Here is a 16,147-nt window from a genome sequence, read left to right as displayed (position 1 = left end):
TTAATATCAAACAGATAAACGCATGTAGTGTCTGTTGTTAAAAAGATGATACATTGAAGTTATTATTCCAAAATGCGCGTGACAGTCATGAAATTGTCATTTCAAACGAAGCTGTTTCTTTCGCTCGTTGTTTTTTCGTCTGTCCTGTTCGTGTTACTGGGAAGCTATTACTACGTCAGCATCACCCGGCAGCTTTATCAGGCGATGAGCATGCGCGCGAAGGTGCAGGCAGACGAAATCGCGCTGATTCCGGAACTGAGAAAAGCGGTGGCGGATCGGGATATCCCGGCCATTAATATGCTGATGAGGGCTATTGCCCGGAAAAGCGATGCCAGTTTTATGGTGATTGGCGATAACCGTGGCCTGCACCTTTTTCACTCGGTGACGGCGGACCGGGTTGGCAAACCCCTGGTCGGCGGAGACAACGCGGCAGTACTGGCAGGGAAAAGTATCACCACCATCCGGACAGGCGGACTGGGAATCTCCCTGCGCAGCAAATCGCCTATCCTGAACGATCGCGGGCAGGTGGTCGGTATCGTGTCCGTTGGTTATCTCGCCCGCTATCTGGATGCCATCACGTTCAGCAACATGATCAACCTGCTGATCGTGGCGGCCCTGGTGCTTATCGCCCTGTTTATTTTCTCCTGGTTTTTCACCTGCAATATTAAAAAACAGATTTTCTCGCTGGAACCGCGCGAGATCGGCCTGATGGTCCGTCAGCAAAACGCCATGATGGAATCGATCTATGAAGGCGTGATTGTCATCAATGAACACCTGCAGATCGAAGTGATCAACCAGGCCGCCCGAAAGCTGTTAGGCCTTTCACAGTCCGCCGAGGCGCTGCGAGGGCAGTCTGTCAGCCAGATCATTTCGCCCGTCCCCTTTTTATCGCAGCCCGTGATGCTGGAGAAAGATACCCACGATGAGATTAGCCAGTTTAACGCGCTCACCGTCATCGCCAGCCGGGTACGTATCATGCTGGAGGACGCGCTGATGGGCTGGGTAATCTCCTTCCGCGATTTTAACGACATCGACTCCCTTAGCGCCCAGCTCAGCCAGGTGAAACGTTATGTCGATAATCTGCGCATTATGCGGCATGAGCAGCTTAACCGAATGAACACGCTTTCCGGGCTGTTGCACATGGGGCGTTTTGAAGACGCGATTGACTACATTGAGGCGCAGTCAGAACACGAGCAGGAGTGGCTGGACTTTGTCTCCGCACGCTTCAGCTCGCCACTGCTGTGCGGCTTGTTACTGGGCAAAGCGGCACGCGCCAGAGAAAAAGGCGTTATCCTCCACTTTGATCCCGCATGCCTGATGGACAAGCCCTTTCCCCCACTGTCAGAGGCTGAACTGATCTCGGTCATTGGCAATTTGCTGGACAACGCGATTGAAGCCACGCAACGCGCCCCGATGCCTCATGAACCTGTTGAAGTGCTGATTAAGCTCAGCGCCCGTGAGCTGATCATCGAAGTGGCGGATCACGGCGTGGGCATTGCACCTGCCATCCGCGAACACATGTTTGAACGTGGCGTCACCACGAAAACCCGGGGCGATCACGGTATCGGGCTGTATTTAACAAAAAGCTATATTACCCGCGCAGGGGGCACCATTGAGGTCAGCGACAATGTGCCACGTGGCGCCATTTTCTCGCTGTTTATCCCCTGCGCGCAAACCCACCGCTGTCCCGTAACGGAAACGGAGAAGGTCCGCGATGCAACATGAGCCTGTGACTGTCCTGATTGTGGAAGATGAGCCTGAACTGGCTCAGCTTCATGCCGAACTGATTGGTAAACACCCTGAACTCAGGCTGATCGGTATCGCCGGGTCACTGGCAGAAGCCAGACAGCAGCTTGCCATCAGTGCGCCACAGCTGCTATTGCTGGATAATTATCTGCCCGATGGCAAAGGCATCACCCTGATTGGCGATCCGTTGCTGGCCCACGCAAACTGTTCCATTATTTTTATTACGGCGGCCAGTGATATGGATACCTGTAGCCAGGCCATCCGCAACGGTGCCTTCGATTACGTCCTTAAACCTGTGTCCTGGAAACGGCTTAACCGCTCGCTTGCCAACTTTATCGCTTTCGCAGACCAGCAGCGCACATGGAAGATTGTCGATCAGAAAAATGTCGATGTCCTTTATCAGCTACAGGCGAAGAACTACCCGCACGATAACGGCAGCAAAGGTATTGAGGAAACGACTCTCGCGCGGGTCCAGACACTTTTTACGCCAGCCACCACGCGGCTTTTTTCGGTTGATGAGGTGATGACCGAAACCGGGCTCAGTAAAACAACCGCCCGTCGCTATCTGGAGCACTGCGTGGAAACCGGCTTTCTGACGGTAGAAATGCTGTATGGCAAAGTGGGCCATCCCAGGCGCATGTACAAACGGCCATGAACTGCGGCGCGCCACGCCGCCAGTGCAGCGGCTCGGTCCGGCGGCCTCTGCGGGGCAAAACATATCCCCCGTCCGCTGATGTCCATGGCCGCCATCGCCAGCTGACTGTAATCTGAAATAAAAAAAACTGTGCTTTGCTCTTCCCGTCATCCTTAAACTGATTACTATAGGTTTTCACCCGACTCCTATAGCGAAGCCCTCTCCGTTGAAAATGCGCACTCCTTATTTACTGGCTTTACTGGTTTCTTTGCTTCCCCTTAAAAGCACGGCGCAGGTTGCGCCCGATCCCTTACTGGCCTCCCAGATTGTCGATCGCTATGCAGAGCATATCTTTTATGCCAGTGGTGCCACCGGCATGGCCCTGGTGGCAATAGACGGTAATCAGCGCGTCTTTACCAGCTTTGGTGATACCCGGCCCGGCAACAATATTCGTCCGCAAAAGGATTCGTTAATTCGTATTGCCTCGCTCAGTAAATTAATGACCAGTGAGGTGATGGTAAAAATGGCCGAGCGCGGCGAGATTCGTCTGGACGATCCGCTGAGTAAGTATGCGCCTCCGGGAAAACGGGTCCCTGGTTTCGACGGTCAACCGATTCGGTTGATTAACCTCGCCACTCACACCAGTGGCCTGCCGCGCGAGCAGCCCGGCGGTAAGCCGCATCGTCCGGTTTTTGTCTGGCCTACGCAAAGTGAGCGCTGGAACTGGCTGAACACCGCCAGCCTGAAAGCGGCACCCGGCACCAATGCGGCCTATTCCAACCTGGGTTACGATCTGTTGGGTGATGCGCTGTCACGTGCGGCGGATAAACCTTATCCGGCCCTGTTTCAGCAGCTGATCACCCGCCCGCTGGGCATGAAGGACACCACGTTTACCCCGTCACCCGAACAGTGCGCCCGTTTAATGGTGGCGGAAAAAGGAGCCAGTCCGTGTAATAACACGCTGGCGGCTATCGGCAGCGGTGGCGTCTATTCAACGCCGGATGATATGGGACGCTGGATGCAGCAGTTTCTGAACTCCTCCGTGAATCGCCGCACGCCACAGATCGATCGCCTGCAGACATTAATCTACCGTCGCGATCAGCTTCACAAGGTGGATGGAATGGACGTGCCAGGTAAAGCCGACGCTCTCGGCATGGGTTGGGTTTATATGGGACCGTCAAAGGGGCGTCCGGGGATCATTCAGAAAACCGGCGGTGGCGGGGGTTTCATCACCTATATAGCGATGGTGCCGCAGAATAATGTGGGCGTTTTTGTGGTGGTGACCCGATCTCCCCTGACCCGCTTCACGCCAATGAGTGACGGTGTAAATAACCTGCTGGCGGAGTTGGTGGGCAATCAGACCGGTTCCCCCATGATGGTGCAGGCGATTCCTTAACGGCTGCCATCCGCAGAGGCTGACTGGCTTACCCAGAGCGTGGGCCAGTCATCGCTGCTGTGCCAGGCATCGCAGGTTGATTCTTCGGCATATTCCGCTAACACAAAGTGCTCACCGTTAAACTGCCAGCGGGACGCTGTACCGCAGTCGCCCAGTCCCCGCCCTTTACCAAAGGTGTAAAGCTGGCCGGTTGCCGCATCGTAATCCGCATTAATCAGCTCCAGCTGGCGCTCTCCTCCCTCGGGCGGCGTAAAGGGTAAAGTCAGGCTGACACCGCGTGCCACATAGGGCGGCGCGCGCGTCACTTCAAACGCCCGATCGATCACGTTATACGCCCCCATCTCACAGCTCACCAGCAGCAAGGCTTTTTTGTCCGTCAGCGGCGAGACGCTGACTTCGCGTCGCAGTGGATCGAGCGAACAGGTATCTGAATTAACCCGCCAGGTGCCGTAATCAATCAGGCCACTGGTTTCTTCCCGCGTCAGCGGTACAGGCGCGGCCATGGGAGGTGGCAGCTGCGGAATCGCCGGAGCAGCAGGCACGCCGTTGCGTTCGCCCCGTCGAACCCAGGCGCTCATGCTATTCACCCGCCCCTGTACGTCGTCCATGTACAACAGGGCCGCTTTCATGCCACGCAATGAAACCTGTGGGCTGGCGCTGAACGTCAGCTGCAGATTTTTTGCATCCATGGTGAGTTCAAGAAATTCGTTAATGGCAATCGGGTTGCGGGTGGCAAGATGATGCGGCTCTACGTCCCAGTGCTTGAAATCAGGACGAAGACGACGCTGATCTACCAGCAGATTATCTTTGAGCGCCGGCCCCGGCAGCGCACCACTATAGGCACTGCCGTAATCAATACGTAACAGGGGCTGGTCATCCGCCCCGGCATGTCGCGACAGGGTCATCACCAAACCACGGTCACCCTGCGTGCTGCGCGCAACGCAAAAGGCCGCGTTATTGCAGGTTAACTGCCAGTCAGAAAACAGTTTCTGCACCGGATCAGCCTGGACGGCGGCGACCATGAATAAAGGCAACGCAAACAGCGATTTCATCCTGTACCACATTAAGAAAATCGAGCCCCAACTTCTCTGAGTGGAAGATGATAGCGCAATCACGCACGTCACGACGTTCGCATTCTGTGAAGTGCCCAGCAAGCGCAGCTAACTGCCTAAAAAACATCCATTTTGCAACAGCCGTAGCGCCCTGTCGTGCGCAATGCGGTCATCATGCGTATTCGTCAGCGTTCTCTCAATCGGATTCGTCGGACTATCCGGACAGGCAAAGCGGTCAAATACACATAAACGGGCAAAAGCGGGCATGATAGAGTCGCTGCAGAATGCAGGATAAAATGTTCACAGCGGATCCTGAGACCGCTAAATAACCCTTATTTAGTGAGACAAATCACTAAACAATATTATTTCTTTCATTTCGTTTCATTAAAACCCAACACTGATCTCTTTATGCGCGTTGCAAAAACAGGTCCTGCGTACCCACGCTCAGGCCACATTTTTGCCGCGTGCCTTCCAGTACTTTATAGCCATCGGAGGCCATTATGTTGCCGATTGAACGCCAGCAGAGAATTATCGATGAATTAATGTGTAACGGACGGGTTATTGTCGCTGAACTCACCGCGTTATGTCGGGTTTCTCAGGAAACGATTCGCCGCGATTTAGCACAACTGGAAAAGAAAGGTATTTTACAGCGAAGCCATGGTGGTGCGGTTCCGGCTAAACGACACAGTGCAACGCTACAGGTTAATAATCGCGAGATTAATGAATCTGAATCGTCTTTTCGTCAACGCGTAAACGAACATGTTGACGCCAAAATGGCAATCGCGAAACGCGCGCTGGATTTTATTAGTGTGGGCGACTGCTTATTACTCGACAGTAGTACCACGTGTTTTTATCTGGCACGGCAATTACCGGATATTGAATTAACGGTATTAACCAATTCGTTACGCATTGTCCAGACGCTGGCAGCGCGCGGCAGTATTCGCACCATTTGTCTGGGCGGAGAATATTCAGATCGTTATGAAGATTTTCACGGCATTGTTACCGAGCAGCCGTTAAAAGAGTTTCAAATAAATAAGATCTTTTTTTCATGCAGCAGTCTGGGCAATGACGGTTATTTACGCGAAGGAAATGAACGTCATGCACATTTAAAACAACAGCTGATTCTGGCAGCAGAACGAAAACATTTATTACTGGATAGCTCTAAGTTTCTTCGGCCCTCATTCGCGCGTATTTGCCATTACCGTGATGTGGATTTTCTCATTACTGACCAGTTGAAAGATAAAGAGCTGGAACAGGAACTGGCCTGGAACGGCGTCAATATTATTGACTGCTCGCAGCGCCCCCAGTCTGTGCAGCTTATAAATAATTAAATGGAGCCTTTATGAAAAAACAGCTTATCGCCTGTTCGTTGTTCGCATTACTGGCTTTTCAGTCCCATGCGGCGGACAAAATACGCATGGGCATCGTGGTGAAAATCGGTGGTATTCCGTGGTTCAACGCTATGGAAGCCGGAATTAAAAGCGAAGCGGCCAAACGCGGCATTGACGCCTGGATGGTGGGGCCGACCGCAGCCGATCCTGCCCTGCAGGTGCGTGCCATTGAAGATTTGATTGCCCAGAAAGTGGACATTATCGGCGTCGTCCCCAACGATCCCAAAGTGCTTGAGCCCGTCTTGCAGCGCGCCCGTGAAGCCAGCATCAAAGTCATTACCCACGAATCGCCAGGCCAGAAGTTTGCAAACTGGGACTTTGAATTAGTGGATGCCGCAACGCACGGCATCAATCATATGAAAGCGCTGGCGCAATGTATGCATGACGAAGGGAAATACGCCATATACGTGGGGAGCCTGACGGTGCCGCTTCATCAGCAGTGGACCGATGCCGCGCTGGATTATCAAAAGCAGCACTATCCCAACATGCAGTTGGTTACGGACAAATTTGGCGTAGGCGAGTCCCTGGACGAGTCCATCCGTACCACCAATGAACTGATGTCTAAGTATCCCGATCTGAAAGGCATTTTAGCCTTCGGTTCGCAGGGCCCTATTGGTGCCGGTCGCGCCGTTATGAACCGCAATAAAACCAATCAGGTCTGTGTCATTGGGGCGTTCAGTCCGGGTCAGGGCGCGCAACTGGTTAACCGCGGGGCGATCAAGGGCGGCTATATCTGGAATCCACATACCGCCGGTGAAGTGTTTATCCGTATTGCCGAGAAGGTGGAGAAGAACGAACCGATTACGGACGGTATGACGATTGAAGGCCTGGGCAAGGTGAAAGTGGATCAGACAACGCACACCATTCTGGGCAACAACACGGAAAGTCTGGATAAAGCTAACCTGCCTAACCTGATCAAGCTGGGGCTGTAATGATGCAATCGGTCGCGCCGCAAAGGCTTATCACCCTGGAAAAACTGTCGAAAACCTTTGGGGGGAATCGTGCTCTGAGCGATATCTCGCTGACCTTGCTGGCGGGCGAAGTGCACTGCCTTGCCGGTACCAATGGTTGTGGCAAAAGTACGCTCATTAAAGTGATATCCGGCGTACATGCGCCGGATCGTGGCAGCGAAATTCGTTTAGGTGACGGAGACCGCTTGCCCCGTCTTTCGACTCAGCAGGCCAGAGACTTTGGTATTCAGGTCATCTATCAGGATCTGTCCCTGTTCCCGAACCTGAGCGTGGCCGAAAACATCGCATTTGAACACAATCTGCGCGGGTTATTTGGCTGGCATCAGCGCAAAACCCTGGTTGACAGTGCCCGGCGTATTGTTGAGGAACTGCAGTTTGACCTCAATCTTGACGACAGTGTCGCGCACCTTTCCATCGCTCAGCGACAACAGGTCGCCATTTGCCGCGCACTGGTGGCGGATGCGCGGCTGGTGATCATGGATGAGCCTACCGCTTCCCTCACCCGTACCGAAGTCAATCAACTGCTGCGCACGGTACGCTATCTCAAACAGAAAAAGATTTGTGTGGTCTTTGTCAGCCATCGCCTGGACGAGGTGCTGGAAATATCAGATCGCGTAACCGTCATTCGCGATGGCCGCAAGGTTGGCTGCTGGCCGGCGCAGGCTATGACACCGCACCATCTCACCGAGCTGATGACCGGGCAAAAACTTGATTATCAGTTAAAAACCCCTACGCGCAACGGTGATCGGGTCATTCTGGAAGTGGAAAACCTGCACCGTGCAGGTCAGTACCACGATGTTAATTTTCGGCTGTACGAAGGTGAGGTGCTGGGGCTGTGTGGTCTGCTGGGATCGGGACGTACTGAGCTGGCGCTTTCCCTGTTCGGCATGACCCGGCCAGACCGCGGCAGGATCTGGCTGGACAGTAAACCCGTGCGCTTTCGCAGTCATGAAGATGCCATCAAAGCCGGGATTGGTTATGTATCTGAGGATCGCCTGACGCTGGGGCTGATTCAGCAACAATCGGTGGCCGACAATATGGTGCTGCCCATTCTTAACCAGTTGCAAAACCGCTTCCACCTGATTGATGAATACCGCAAGAACAAGCTGATTCTTCAGTGGATTCAGCAACTTGGCGTGCGCGTTGCCGATCCACAGTTAGCCATCTCAACGCTGTCCGGCGGCAATCAGCAAAAGATTGTGCTGGCGAAATGGGTCCTGACGCAGCCGCGCCTGCTCATCCTCGATTCGCCCACTGTCGGCGTGGATGTGGGGGCAAAAGCGAGTATCTATCAACTTATTCACGAACTGGCACGCGAAGGCCTGTCGATCATTTTGATTTCCGATGAAGTCCCCGAGGTCTGGTACAACTGCGACCGCATTTTGCATTTCCGCGAGGGCACCATCCAGGCCGAATATCAACCAGACCGCATAGCGCAACAGCAACTGGCGGAGGTGATCAATGCCTGATTTTTCCCGTTTACGTCCTCATTCCAGTCAGGGCTGGCTGACGTGGGTATTGTTGCTGTTCATTGTGATTTTCTCCTTCGCCAGCGACCAGTTTCTGACCGTGCAAAACCTGCTGGATCTGGCCGAGAGTTACGCGGTTACCGGCATTTTCGCCCTCGGACTGTTTGTCGTGCTGGTGACCGGCGGCATTGATATTTCCTTTGCGGCCGTCGCCTCTGTGGTGCAGTACCTGATCGCCTCGCTGTTTGTGCATTACCAGTTTGCTAACGCGCCGCTGAGTATTGCACTGGCGATAGCCTGCGGCACGCTGTTTGGTGTCATTAACGCCTGGCTGATCACCTGGCTCCGGGTCGTCTCCATCATCATCACCATTAGTATGCAGTCGCTGCTGTTTGGCCTGCTGATGTGGGTGACCGGTGGACGCAGCCTGTATCAGCTTCCGGACTGGTGGATCACGCTGCGTAACGTGCTGCCGTTCGAATGGCAGGGACAAGCCTTTCAGCTCGGCCTGCCGCTGCTCACCCTGTTGCTCATTGCGGCGCTGACAGCGGTGCTCCTCAACAAAACACATTAGGTCGTCAACTCTATGCCGTGGGCGGCGATGCGGAATCCGCACGGCGTATCGGGATTCGCGTTGGCCTGATCTCCCTCTTTGCCTATGGCTGGCTGGGGGCCATGGCCGCGATTGGCGGACTGGTTCAGGTCTACCGCATGGGTGAAGTCGTCCCCAACGCCCTGGTGGGCGGTGAGCTGGATGTGCTGGCGGCAACCGTACTGGGCGGAGCCAGTCTGATGGGCGGCAAGGGCACCGTCAGTGGAACCTTGATGGGGGTTTTCCTGATCGCGGTTCTGAAGAACGGACTCAACCTGATCGGCGTATCCAACTACTTCATGAACATCGTGGTCGGTACCGTCATTATGGCCGCCATTGCTGTCACCCACTTTAAGAAGCGCAAAGAAACTGACGTCAGCTTTGTCTGAGGAGAGAAACAGAGATGAAAAGATTCGCTGCGTTAAAACCGGATGGCACCAATGTTGGCCTGCTGCTTCTGATTGCTTTCTCGCTGGCGCTGTTCGGCATTCTGTTACCCGGCCGCTTTTTTACCGACGCCACTTTCCTCAGCATGGCGTTCCAACTGCCGGAACTGGGCTTACTCACCCTGGCGATGTTTATTGCCATCCTGAGTGGCGGACTCAATCTGGCGATTATCACCACCGCCAATCTGACCAGCCTGTTTATCGCCTGGGTCTTACTAAACAGGGTGCCGGACGGGGCCGGAACCGCTCAGCAACTCATGTGGTTACTGCTGGCAGTACTGGGTGCGATGCTGATTGCTGCACTCATTGGCCTGATTACCGGCGTCATGGTAACGCGCATTGGCGCACATCCCATCCTGGTGACGCTGGCAACCATGATCACGATTAACGGCATCGGTATCTGGCTGACCAAAGGCGCGGCGGTAAGCGGTATGCCTCCCGTTGTAAGGGCTCTGGGTGCCGATACCTTACTGGGCGTGCCGTTGCCCCTGTGGCTCTTTCTGCTGGCGGCCGCCCTGCTGGCCCTGTTTCTGGGCAAAACCCGCGCCGGTAAGTGCATCTATATGGGCGGCAGCAACATCAACGCGACCTGGTTTAGCGGCATCAACACGCACCGTATGGTGATGCTGGTATATATCCTTTCCAGCCTGTTGTGCGTACTGGCGGGGCTGGTGATGATGGCGCGCTTTAACTCCGCCCGCATGGGTTATGGCGATGCCTATCTCTTACTCACCGTGCTGGCCATCATCCTTGGCGGCACCGATCCCAATGGCGGCTTTGGCCGGGTCACCGGCGTCGTGCTGGCGCTGATCGCGCTACAAATTCTTTCCACCGGGTTCAGTCTGATGAACATCAGTCCGCACGTCAGCCTGGCAATGTGGGGCGCGGTATTGATTGTGGTGCTGGCCGTTAAACAGGGCAAAGCCCGACTAAATGAAAGCCGGGCCGTAACGCGCAGCAAACGTTTAAGCGCGGCCCTGAATCCCTTGACTGAGAAAAAGGAAGTATAATGCGTATTCAAATCTCGCCGTCATTAATGTGCATGAATCTGATGGAGATTAAACAGCAGCTGGCGGTCCTGAACACCCGCGCTGATTTCCTGCACGTTGATATCATGGACGGGCATTACGTCAAAAACATCACGCTGTCGCCGTTCTTTATTGAGCAAATTCGTCCGCATACGCCCGTAGCGATAGACGTTCACCTGATGGTGGAACAGCCGACCAATTTTATCGAGGCCGTCGCGAAAGCGGGAGCAGACTATATCTGTCCGCATGCGGAGACCATCAACCGCGATGCCTTCCGGGTGCTCAACCTGATCCGCAGTCTGGGGAAAAAGCCGGGCGTGGTTTTAAATCCCGCTACGCCCGTGTCGTTTATTCATCACTATATTCATCTGCTGGAGAAGATCACCGTAATGACGGTCGATCCGGGTTATGCCGGGCAGCCATTTATTCCCGAGATGGTGCAGAAGATCCAGCAGCTTAAGGCCCTGAAACAGGCACAGGGCTATGACTTCCTCATCGAAATTGACGGCTCCTGTAATCAACGAACCTACCGCACGCTACTGGAGGCCGGCGCAGACGTGCTGATTGTCGGCACCTCAGGCCTGTTTAACGTGCATGACGATCTCAGCACCGCCTGGGACATGATGCGCAGCAGCATTGATGCCGCACAGGGACTGGCACAGGAGTCTGCATGAAACAACGCTGGCTTGGAATGGATATCGGTGGCACCAGCACCCGACTGCAACTGATGGAAGACGGCCAGCACTGGTGCGGATTCCGTAAAATAGCGACCGCCAGTTGGGCACAGCAAACGGATGCGCTTCACGCCCTGGGCGATGTGATTATTGACACGCTGGCGTCACAAACGATCAGCGGCGTAATGCTCGGGCTCCCGGGTATACTCAGCCGCGATCGTCAGCAGGTTATCTCGTTACCCTTTATTCAGGCGCTGGATGGGCAACCTGTGGCAGCCCAGTTGAGCAAGCGACTGGGCGTGCCGGTCGCCATGGATAAAGACGTCAACCACCTGATGTTATGGGATCTGCTACAGCTTGATGCCCTGCCCGACAACGCGGTGGGATTGTATCCCGGCACCGGTTTAGGCAACAGCCTGTGGCTGGAAGGCCGCTTTTATCATGGTCATCATGGCGGCGCGGGTGAACTGGGGCATATTCCCCTGCCCGGCAATGACCTGCCCTGCCCGTGCGGCAATCGCGGCTGTGCGGAAACGCTGATCTCCGGTCACTGGCTGAGCCAGTGGGCGGCGACGCATCAGCCGGACACCGCCCTGTCACAACTGTTTGCGCGACACGGGGATCATCCCGATCTGCAGGCCTTCGTCCAGCGGCTGGCGCACCTGATCGCCAGTGAAATGAACATCCTCGATCCGGAATACCTGATTCTGGGCGGTGGCGTGCTGGCGATGGCCGGTTTTCCGCTGGCGCAGTTACAACACCACATTCAGCGCAGTTTGCGGCCGCCCGTCACGCGCCACGGTTTACGGATCGTGTTCAGTCATGCCACCGATTACACGGGCTGCCGTGGTGCCTGCCTGGCTGCCGAACGCCACTTTGGGGAGCGAAAATGAAAGGCAAAGTCTGTGTGTTTGGTTCATTCAATCTGGATATTGTCGCCGGTATGCGCCGCTTTCCCCTGCCGGGCGAATCGCTGATTGCTCAGCACAGCATGATGGGACCGGGCGGTAAAGGTGCGAATCAGGCCACCGCCGCACTGCGCGCGGGCGCCCGGGTGCACTACATTGGCAAAGTGGGCAAGGACGACTTTGGTGTGTTTGCCCGCCGCCATCTGGAAAAAACCGGGTTTGATGCGATTACACTGTTCACCTGTAAGGAGAAACCCACCGGCAATGCGTTGATCTACGTTGCCGGAAACGACGCCGAAAACATGATTTCCGTCTATCCGGGCGCCAACCTTACCGTGACGGCGGCGGAAGTCACGCGCTGCAAACCCACCGTCGCGGCGGCGGACATCCTGCTGGTCCAGCTCGAGAACAACCTGAGCGCGATACAGCGCATGATTGATAATGCGCGGGCCGCCAATACCTTTGTGATCCTTAATCCCGCGCCGTTTCAAAAAATCAGCGATACGTTGCTGGCAAAAGTCGATCTGCTGACCCCGAACAGTACGGAAGCGAGGCTGCTGACCGGCATCAACGTCAACGATATCCGCAGTGCCCGGCAGGCGGCAGAAATTCTGCATCGCAAAGGGGCGCGCCAGATCATTATTACACTGGGGACGGCGGGTGCGTTACTGTCTGACGGCCAGCAGCAACGGCATATTCCCGTGTTTCCTGCCACCCCGCTGGATACGACCGGCGCGGGCGATGCGTTTAACGGCGCGCTGGCGGCCAGGCTCGCGGCGGGCGTTGCGCTGGATCAGGCGGCGCTGTATGCGGCCGCGTTTGCCTCATTATGTGTGGAGCGACCGGGTGCGGCCCATTCGATGCCTTCGTATGCCGAGGCACTGGCGCGTCTGCAGGCGCACCCGGAGTGCGTCGCCGACAGCGTGATGACGTGCGTATAAAGCGCAAAGCCGATGCGATGGTTTGCGCATCGGCTTCGTGCAGGATTACAGCGTTAGCCAGCCTGCGATCAGGGCGTGCTGCAATAACATGATGGTTTTACCATCACGAATGCGTCCGTCTTTCACCCACGCCATGGCCTGAGGAAAAGGCATTTCCAGCACATCAATGGCCTCATCTTCAACACCGCCACCAGCGTTCTCGCGCAGTGATTCGTGATATTCCGCCGCAAAGAAGTGAATCAGTTCAGTGACGCCGCCCGGTGACATATAGACCGAATACAGTTTTTCGACCTCGCCTACCGCATAGCCGGTCTCTTCAATGGCCTCTTTACGGATGCAATCCTCTGGCGAGTCGTCATCCAGTAAGCCCGCGCAGGCCTCAATTAACATTCCGTCTTCATTACCGTTCACGTAGGTCGCCACGCGAAACTGGCGCGTCAGCACCACACTGTTTTTTTCACGGTTATAGAGCAGAATTGTCGCACCGTTGCCGCGATCGTACACCTCGCGTTTGTGACGCACGACATCGCCATGGCTGTCGGTTAGCTCATAGGTGATGTTACGCAACACAAACCAGTTCTCAGACAGCAGCTTATCTTTGATGATAGTGATTCTGGACGACATAGGCGCTCCGCAAGTGAGAAGGGAGCCAATGATGATAGGTCGTGGGATGCAAGAAAACTATCTGAATTACGTGTCTGCGCACGCAATCATCAAGACCGCCCGAAACACCGAAAAAAAATGCCAGCACGCAGGCTGGCATTGATATTTCAGGCAAGATCACCGTCAGGATGATTTGCCATCGTGCTCGTGATGCTCGTGCTCCGTGGCGGCAATTTCGTTAACGCGCTTACGCACACCAAACCAGCCCAGAACCAGAATCACCGCAATCAGCGGAATAGAGGCAATAGTGTACGTGCCGTTTGGATAGTCAAACGCCATTAAGACCAGCACGCTGAACAGGAACAGCAGCGTCAGCCAGGAAGTGAAAGGCGCGCCCGGCAGCTTAAAGCTGACGTCGTCGGCCTTGCCTTCTTTAATAGCTTTGCGCAGACGCAGCTGGCACAGCACGATAAAGCCCCAGGACGAAATGATCCCCAGTGACGCGACGTTCAGGACAATCTCGAATACCTGTGACGGCACATAGTAGTTGAGTATTACGCCGACAACATAGACGCAAACGGTAACCAGAATCCCGGCATAAGGCACCTGCTGGCTGCTCATTTTTGACATGAATTTCGGTGCTGAGCCGCCCATCGACATGGAGCGCAGAATACGGCCTGTCGAGTACAGACCGGAGTTCAGACTGGACAGCGCGGCGCTGAGGACCACGATATTCATGATGCTGCCGATATACGGCACGCCCAGTTTAGAGAAGAAGGTCACAAACGGACTTTGCCCGGCCTGATAGGCATTCCACGGCAGTAACAGCACCAGCAGCACCACGGAACCGACATAGAACAAACCGATACGCCAGATTACGCTGTTGATCGCTTTCGGCAGCATGGTTTCCGGATCTTTACACTCACCTGCGGCTGTGCCCACCAGTTCGATCGAAGCGAAGGCAAAGACCACCCCCTGCACCAGCACCAGCGCCGGTAACAGGCCGTGCGGGAACAGGCCGCCGTTATCCGTGACCAGGTGGAAACCTGTTGCATTGCCGTCCAGCGGTTTACCGCTGCCCAGGAACACCACGCCGACCACCAGAAATATCACTATCGCCAGCACCTTGACTAACGCGAACCAGAACTCCATTTCGGCAAACCACTTTACGCCGATCATGTTCATGGTACCTACAATCGCCAGCGCGCCCAGGGCAAACACCCATTGTGGGACATCGCCAAACGCGCCCCAGTAGTGCATATACAGTGCCACGGCGGTGATATCGACAATCCCGGTCATGGCCCAGTTAACAAAATACATCCAGCCTGCCACATAGGAGGCTTTTTCACCCATAAACTCGCGTGCATAGGAAACAAAGCTTCCACTGCTGGGACGGTGTAAAACCAGTTCGCCCAGCGCGCGCAGAATGAAGAAGGAGAAAATGCCACAGACCAGATAGATTACCGCCAGAGCGGGACCCGCAGCCTGTAAGCGGGCACCTGCGCCCAGGAACAGACCTGTACCAATTGCGCCACCGATAGCGATCATCTGTACGTGACGATTACCCATGGCTTTCTTATAGCCGGAGTCGTGGGAATTGAGCCAGCGTCGTTTCGCAGCGCGCATGTCTGCTGCGGTTTTCTTCGTAGATTTCATAGCCTTCCTGTTTGTCCTGACCATAAGTCATCGCGCATCCAAACGATTGCGTTTAGCAGTGCGAAATGGGTTTTCTTCCTCTGTGCGTTTGCCTGTGAGTTAACGAAAAGCAGCGCGGGAATTTACGGCGATGAATCCTAACCGTTATGCAACATCGAAGCAAAATATACCGAGGAGATAAGCCGGACGATTTGTAAAAAACTTTTCTGAGATCACAAAAAAACCGGCCGACAGGCGACCGGTAAGGGCTACAGGGAAGGTAACAGAGGGGTTTAGCGGTAAATTTCGGCAGTACCGGTCCACAGGCTGGAGTCGCCGGGGTTATCAACCCCGATGACACGGAAATGACGGGCACCTTCTGATTTGGCCTCCTGCGAAAGCTGGCGGGTGACATCATCCAGAGAGCCGTTCACATTTGTCACCGAGACGCTGCCGATACGTTGCAGCCCCTGGGCTTCCTGCCGGTCCACTGCCGTGGCAGCAAGAGTAGAGAATGAAGCAGTGGCCAACAGAGCAGCGCTAAGGTACACAGGTAATCGTTTCATACTTCCTCCTGAACTTGCGTGGGTCACTGAGTAAAACATGGTGTTGAGTATTAGCGAGGCAATGAAAGCCAACATGGGCAAGGTGTAAAGCTATG

General features: G+C 54.9%; 14 protein-coding genes and 1 pseudogene. 11 read left to right on the top strand and 4 right to left on the bottom strand.

Annotated features, from left to right (window positions below; translation table 11 throughout):
- Window positions 1–87: 87 nt before the first annotated feature.
- From GC090_RS05905 to ampH, 3 genes are all read left to right on the top strand, one after another.
- Window positions 88–1,725, top strand: coding sequence for an ATP-binding protein (locus tag GC090_RS05905; RefSeq protein WP_324021097.1), 1,638 nt, complete (start codon window positions 88–90; stop codon window positions 1,723–1,725).
- The gene (locus GC090_RS05900) at window positions 1,715–2,401 is read left to right on the top strand and encodes a response regulator (protein WP_033740823.1); all 687 of its coding nucleotides are present in this window, start codon (window positions 1,715–1,717) and stop codon (window positions 2,399–2,401) included. Before GC090_RS05905 ends, GC090_RS05900 begins: the two co-directional genes overlap by 11 nt.
- A gap of 211 nt (window positions 2,402–2,612) precedes the next feature.
- A complete protein-coding gene (gene ampH / locus GC090_RS05895; RefSeq protein ID WP_324021525.1) occupies window positions 2,613–3,776 on the top strand; it encodes a D-alanyl-D-alanine-carboxypeptidase/endopeptidase AmpH in 1,164 nt (387 codons plus the stop codon).
- On the opposite strand, the gene GC090_RS05890 is transcribed toward ampH, so the two are convergent.
- Window positions 3,773–4,840 carry a DUF1176 domain-containing protein gene (locus GC090_RS05890; protein WP_006118388.1) on the bottom strand — a complete coding sequence of 356 codons (1,068 nt, stop codon included), beginning with the start codon at window positions 4,838–4,840 and terminating at the stop codon, window positions 3,773–3,775. The genes ampH and GC090_RS05890 overlap by 4 nt on opposite strands.
- A gap of 488 nt (window positions 4,841–5,328) precedes the next feature.
- On the opposite strand from GC090_RS05890, the gene GC090_RS05885 reads away from it, so the two are divergent.
- The 8 genes and pseudogenes from GC090_RS05885 (at window position 5,329) to GC090_RS05850 (ending at window position 13,248) form a co-directional block, all read left to right on the top strand.
- Window positions 5,329–6,159, top strand: a complete 831-nt coding sequence (locus GC090_RS05885; RefSeq protein ID WP_006118387.1) for a DeoR/GlpR family DNA-binding transcription regulator — start codon at window positions 5,329–5,331, stop codon at window positions 6,157–6,159.
- An 11-nt stretch (window positions 6,160–6,170) separates the two neighbouring features.
- Window positions 6,171–7,151: a substrate-binding domain-containing protein gene (locus GC090_RS05880; protein WP_324021095.1), complete on the top strand. Its 981-nt coding sequence runs from the start codon at window positions 6,171–6,173 to the stop codon at window positions 7,149–7,151.
- A 2-nt stretch (window positions 7,152–7,153) separates the two neighbouring features.
- Window positions 7,154–8,659 carry a sugar ABC transporter ATP-binding protein gene (locus tag GC090_RS05875; RefSeq protein ID WP_110268322.1) on the top strand — a complete coding sequence of 502 codons (1,506 nt, stop codon included), beginning with the start codon at window positions 7,154–7,156 and terminating at the stop codon, window positions 8,657–8,659.
- Window positions 8,652–9,640, top strand: a pseudogene (locus GC090_RS05870) (ABC transporter permease). The gene GC090_RS05875 and the pseudogene GC090_RS05870 overlap by 8 nt, the downstream one beginning before the upstream one ends.
- 14 nt (window positions 9,641–9,654) lie before the next feature.
- Window positions 9,655–10,707, top strand: a complete 1,053-nt coding sequence (locus tag GC090_RS05865) for an ABC transporter permease (RefSeq protein WP_205955550.1) — start codon at window positions 9,655–9,657, stop codon at window positions 10,705–10,707.
- Window positions 10,707–11,399 (top strand): D-allulose 6-phosphate 3-epimerase, encoded by a 693-nt coding sequence (alsE, locus tag GC090_RS05860; RefSeq protein ID WP_324021093.1) that lies wholly within the window; start codon window positions 10,707–10,709, stop codon window positions 11,397–11,399. The genes GC090_RS05865 and alsE overlap by 1 nt, the downstream gene beginning before the upstream one ends.
- Complete coding sequence (gene alsK, locus GC090_RS05855; RefSeq protein ID WP_324021091.1) at window positions 11,396–12,292, top strand: allose kinase; 897 nt, start codon at window positions 11,396–11,398, stop codon at window positions 12,290–12,292. Before alsE ends, alsK begins: the two co-directional genes overlap by 4 nt.
- Complete coding sequence (locus GC090_RS05850; protein ID WP_033740832.1) at window positions 12,289–13,248, top strand: ribokinase; 960 nt, start codon at window positions 12,289–12,291, stop codon at window positions 13,246–13,248. Before alsK ends, GC090_RS05850 begins: the two co-directional genes overlap by 4 nt.
- 45 nt (window positions 13,249–13,293) lie before the next feature.
- Here the strand turns inward: GC090_RS05850 and nudK are convergent, their stop codons facing one another.
- The 3 genes from nudK to GC090_RS05835 form a co-directional block, all read right to left on the bottom strand.
- Entirely contained in the window at window positions 13,294–13,872 is a 579-nt protein-coding gene (nudK, locus tag GC090_RS05845) for a GDP-mannose pyrophosphatase NudK (RefSeq protein ID WP_033740833.1), read from the bottom strand.
- A 162-nt stretch (window positions 13,873–14,034) separates the two neighbouring features.
- Window positions 14,035–15,507, bottom strand: a complete 1,473-nt coding sequence (gene ansP / locus GC090_RS05840) for an L-asparagine permease (RefSeq protein ID WP_033740834.1) — start codon at window positions 15,505–15,507, stop codon at window positions 14,035–14,037.
- Between the two features lie 272 nt (window positions 15,508–15,779).
- Window positions 15,780–16,052 carry a YdgH/BhsA/McbA family protein gene (locus GC090_RS05835; RefSeq protein WP_006118378.1) on the bottom strand — a complete coding sequence of 91 codons (273 nt, stop codon included), beginning with the start codon at window positions 16,050–16,052 and terminating at the stop codon, window positions 15,780–15,782.
- Window positions 16,053–16,147: the final 95 nt, after the last annotated feature.

Origin of the sequence: Pantoea sp. JZ29 (assembly GCF_035190385.1) — a bacterium.
Lineage (GTDB): Bacteria > Pseudomonadota > Gammaproteobacteria > Enterobacterales > Enterobacteriaceae > Pantoea > Pantoea stewartii.
This window is presented reverse-complemented; position numbering and strand designations above follow the sequence as displayed.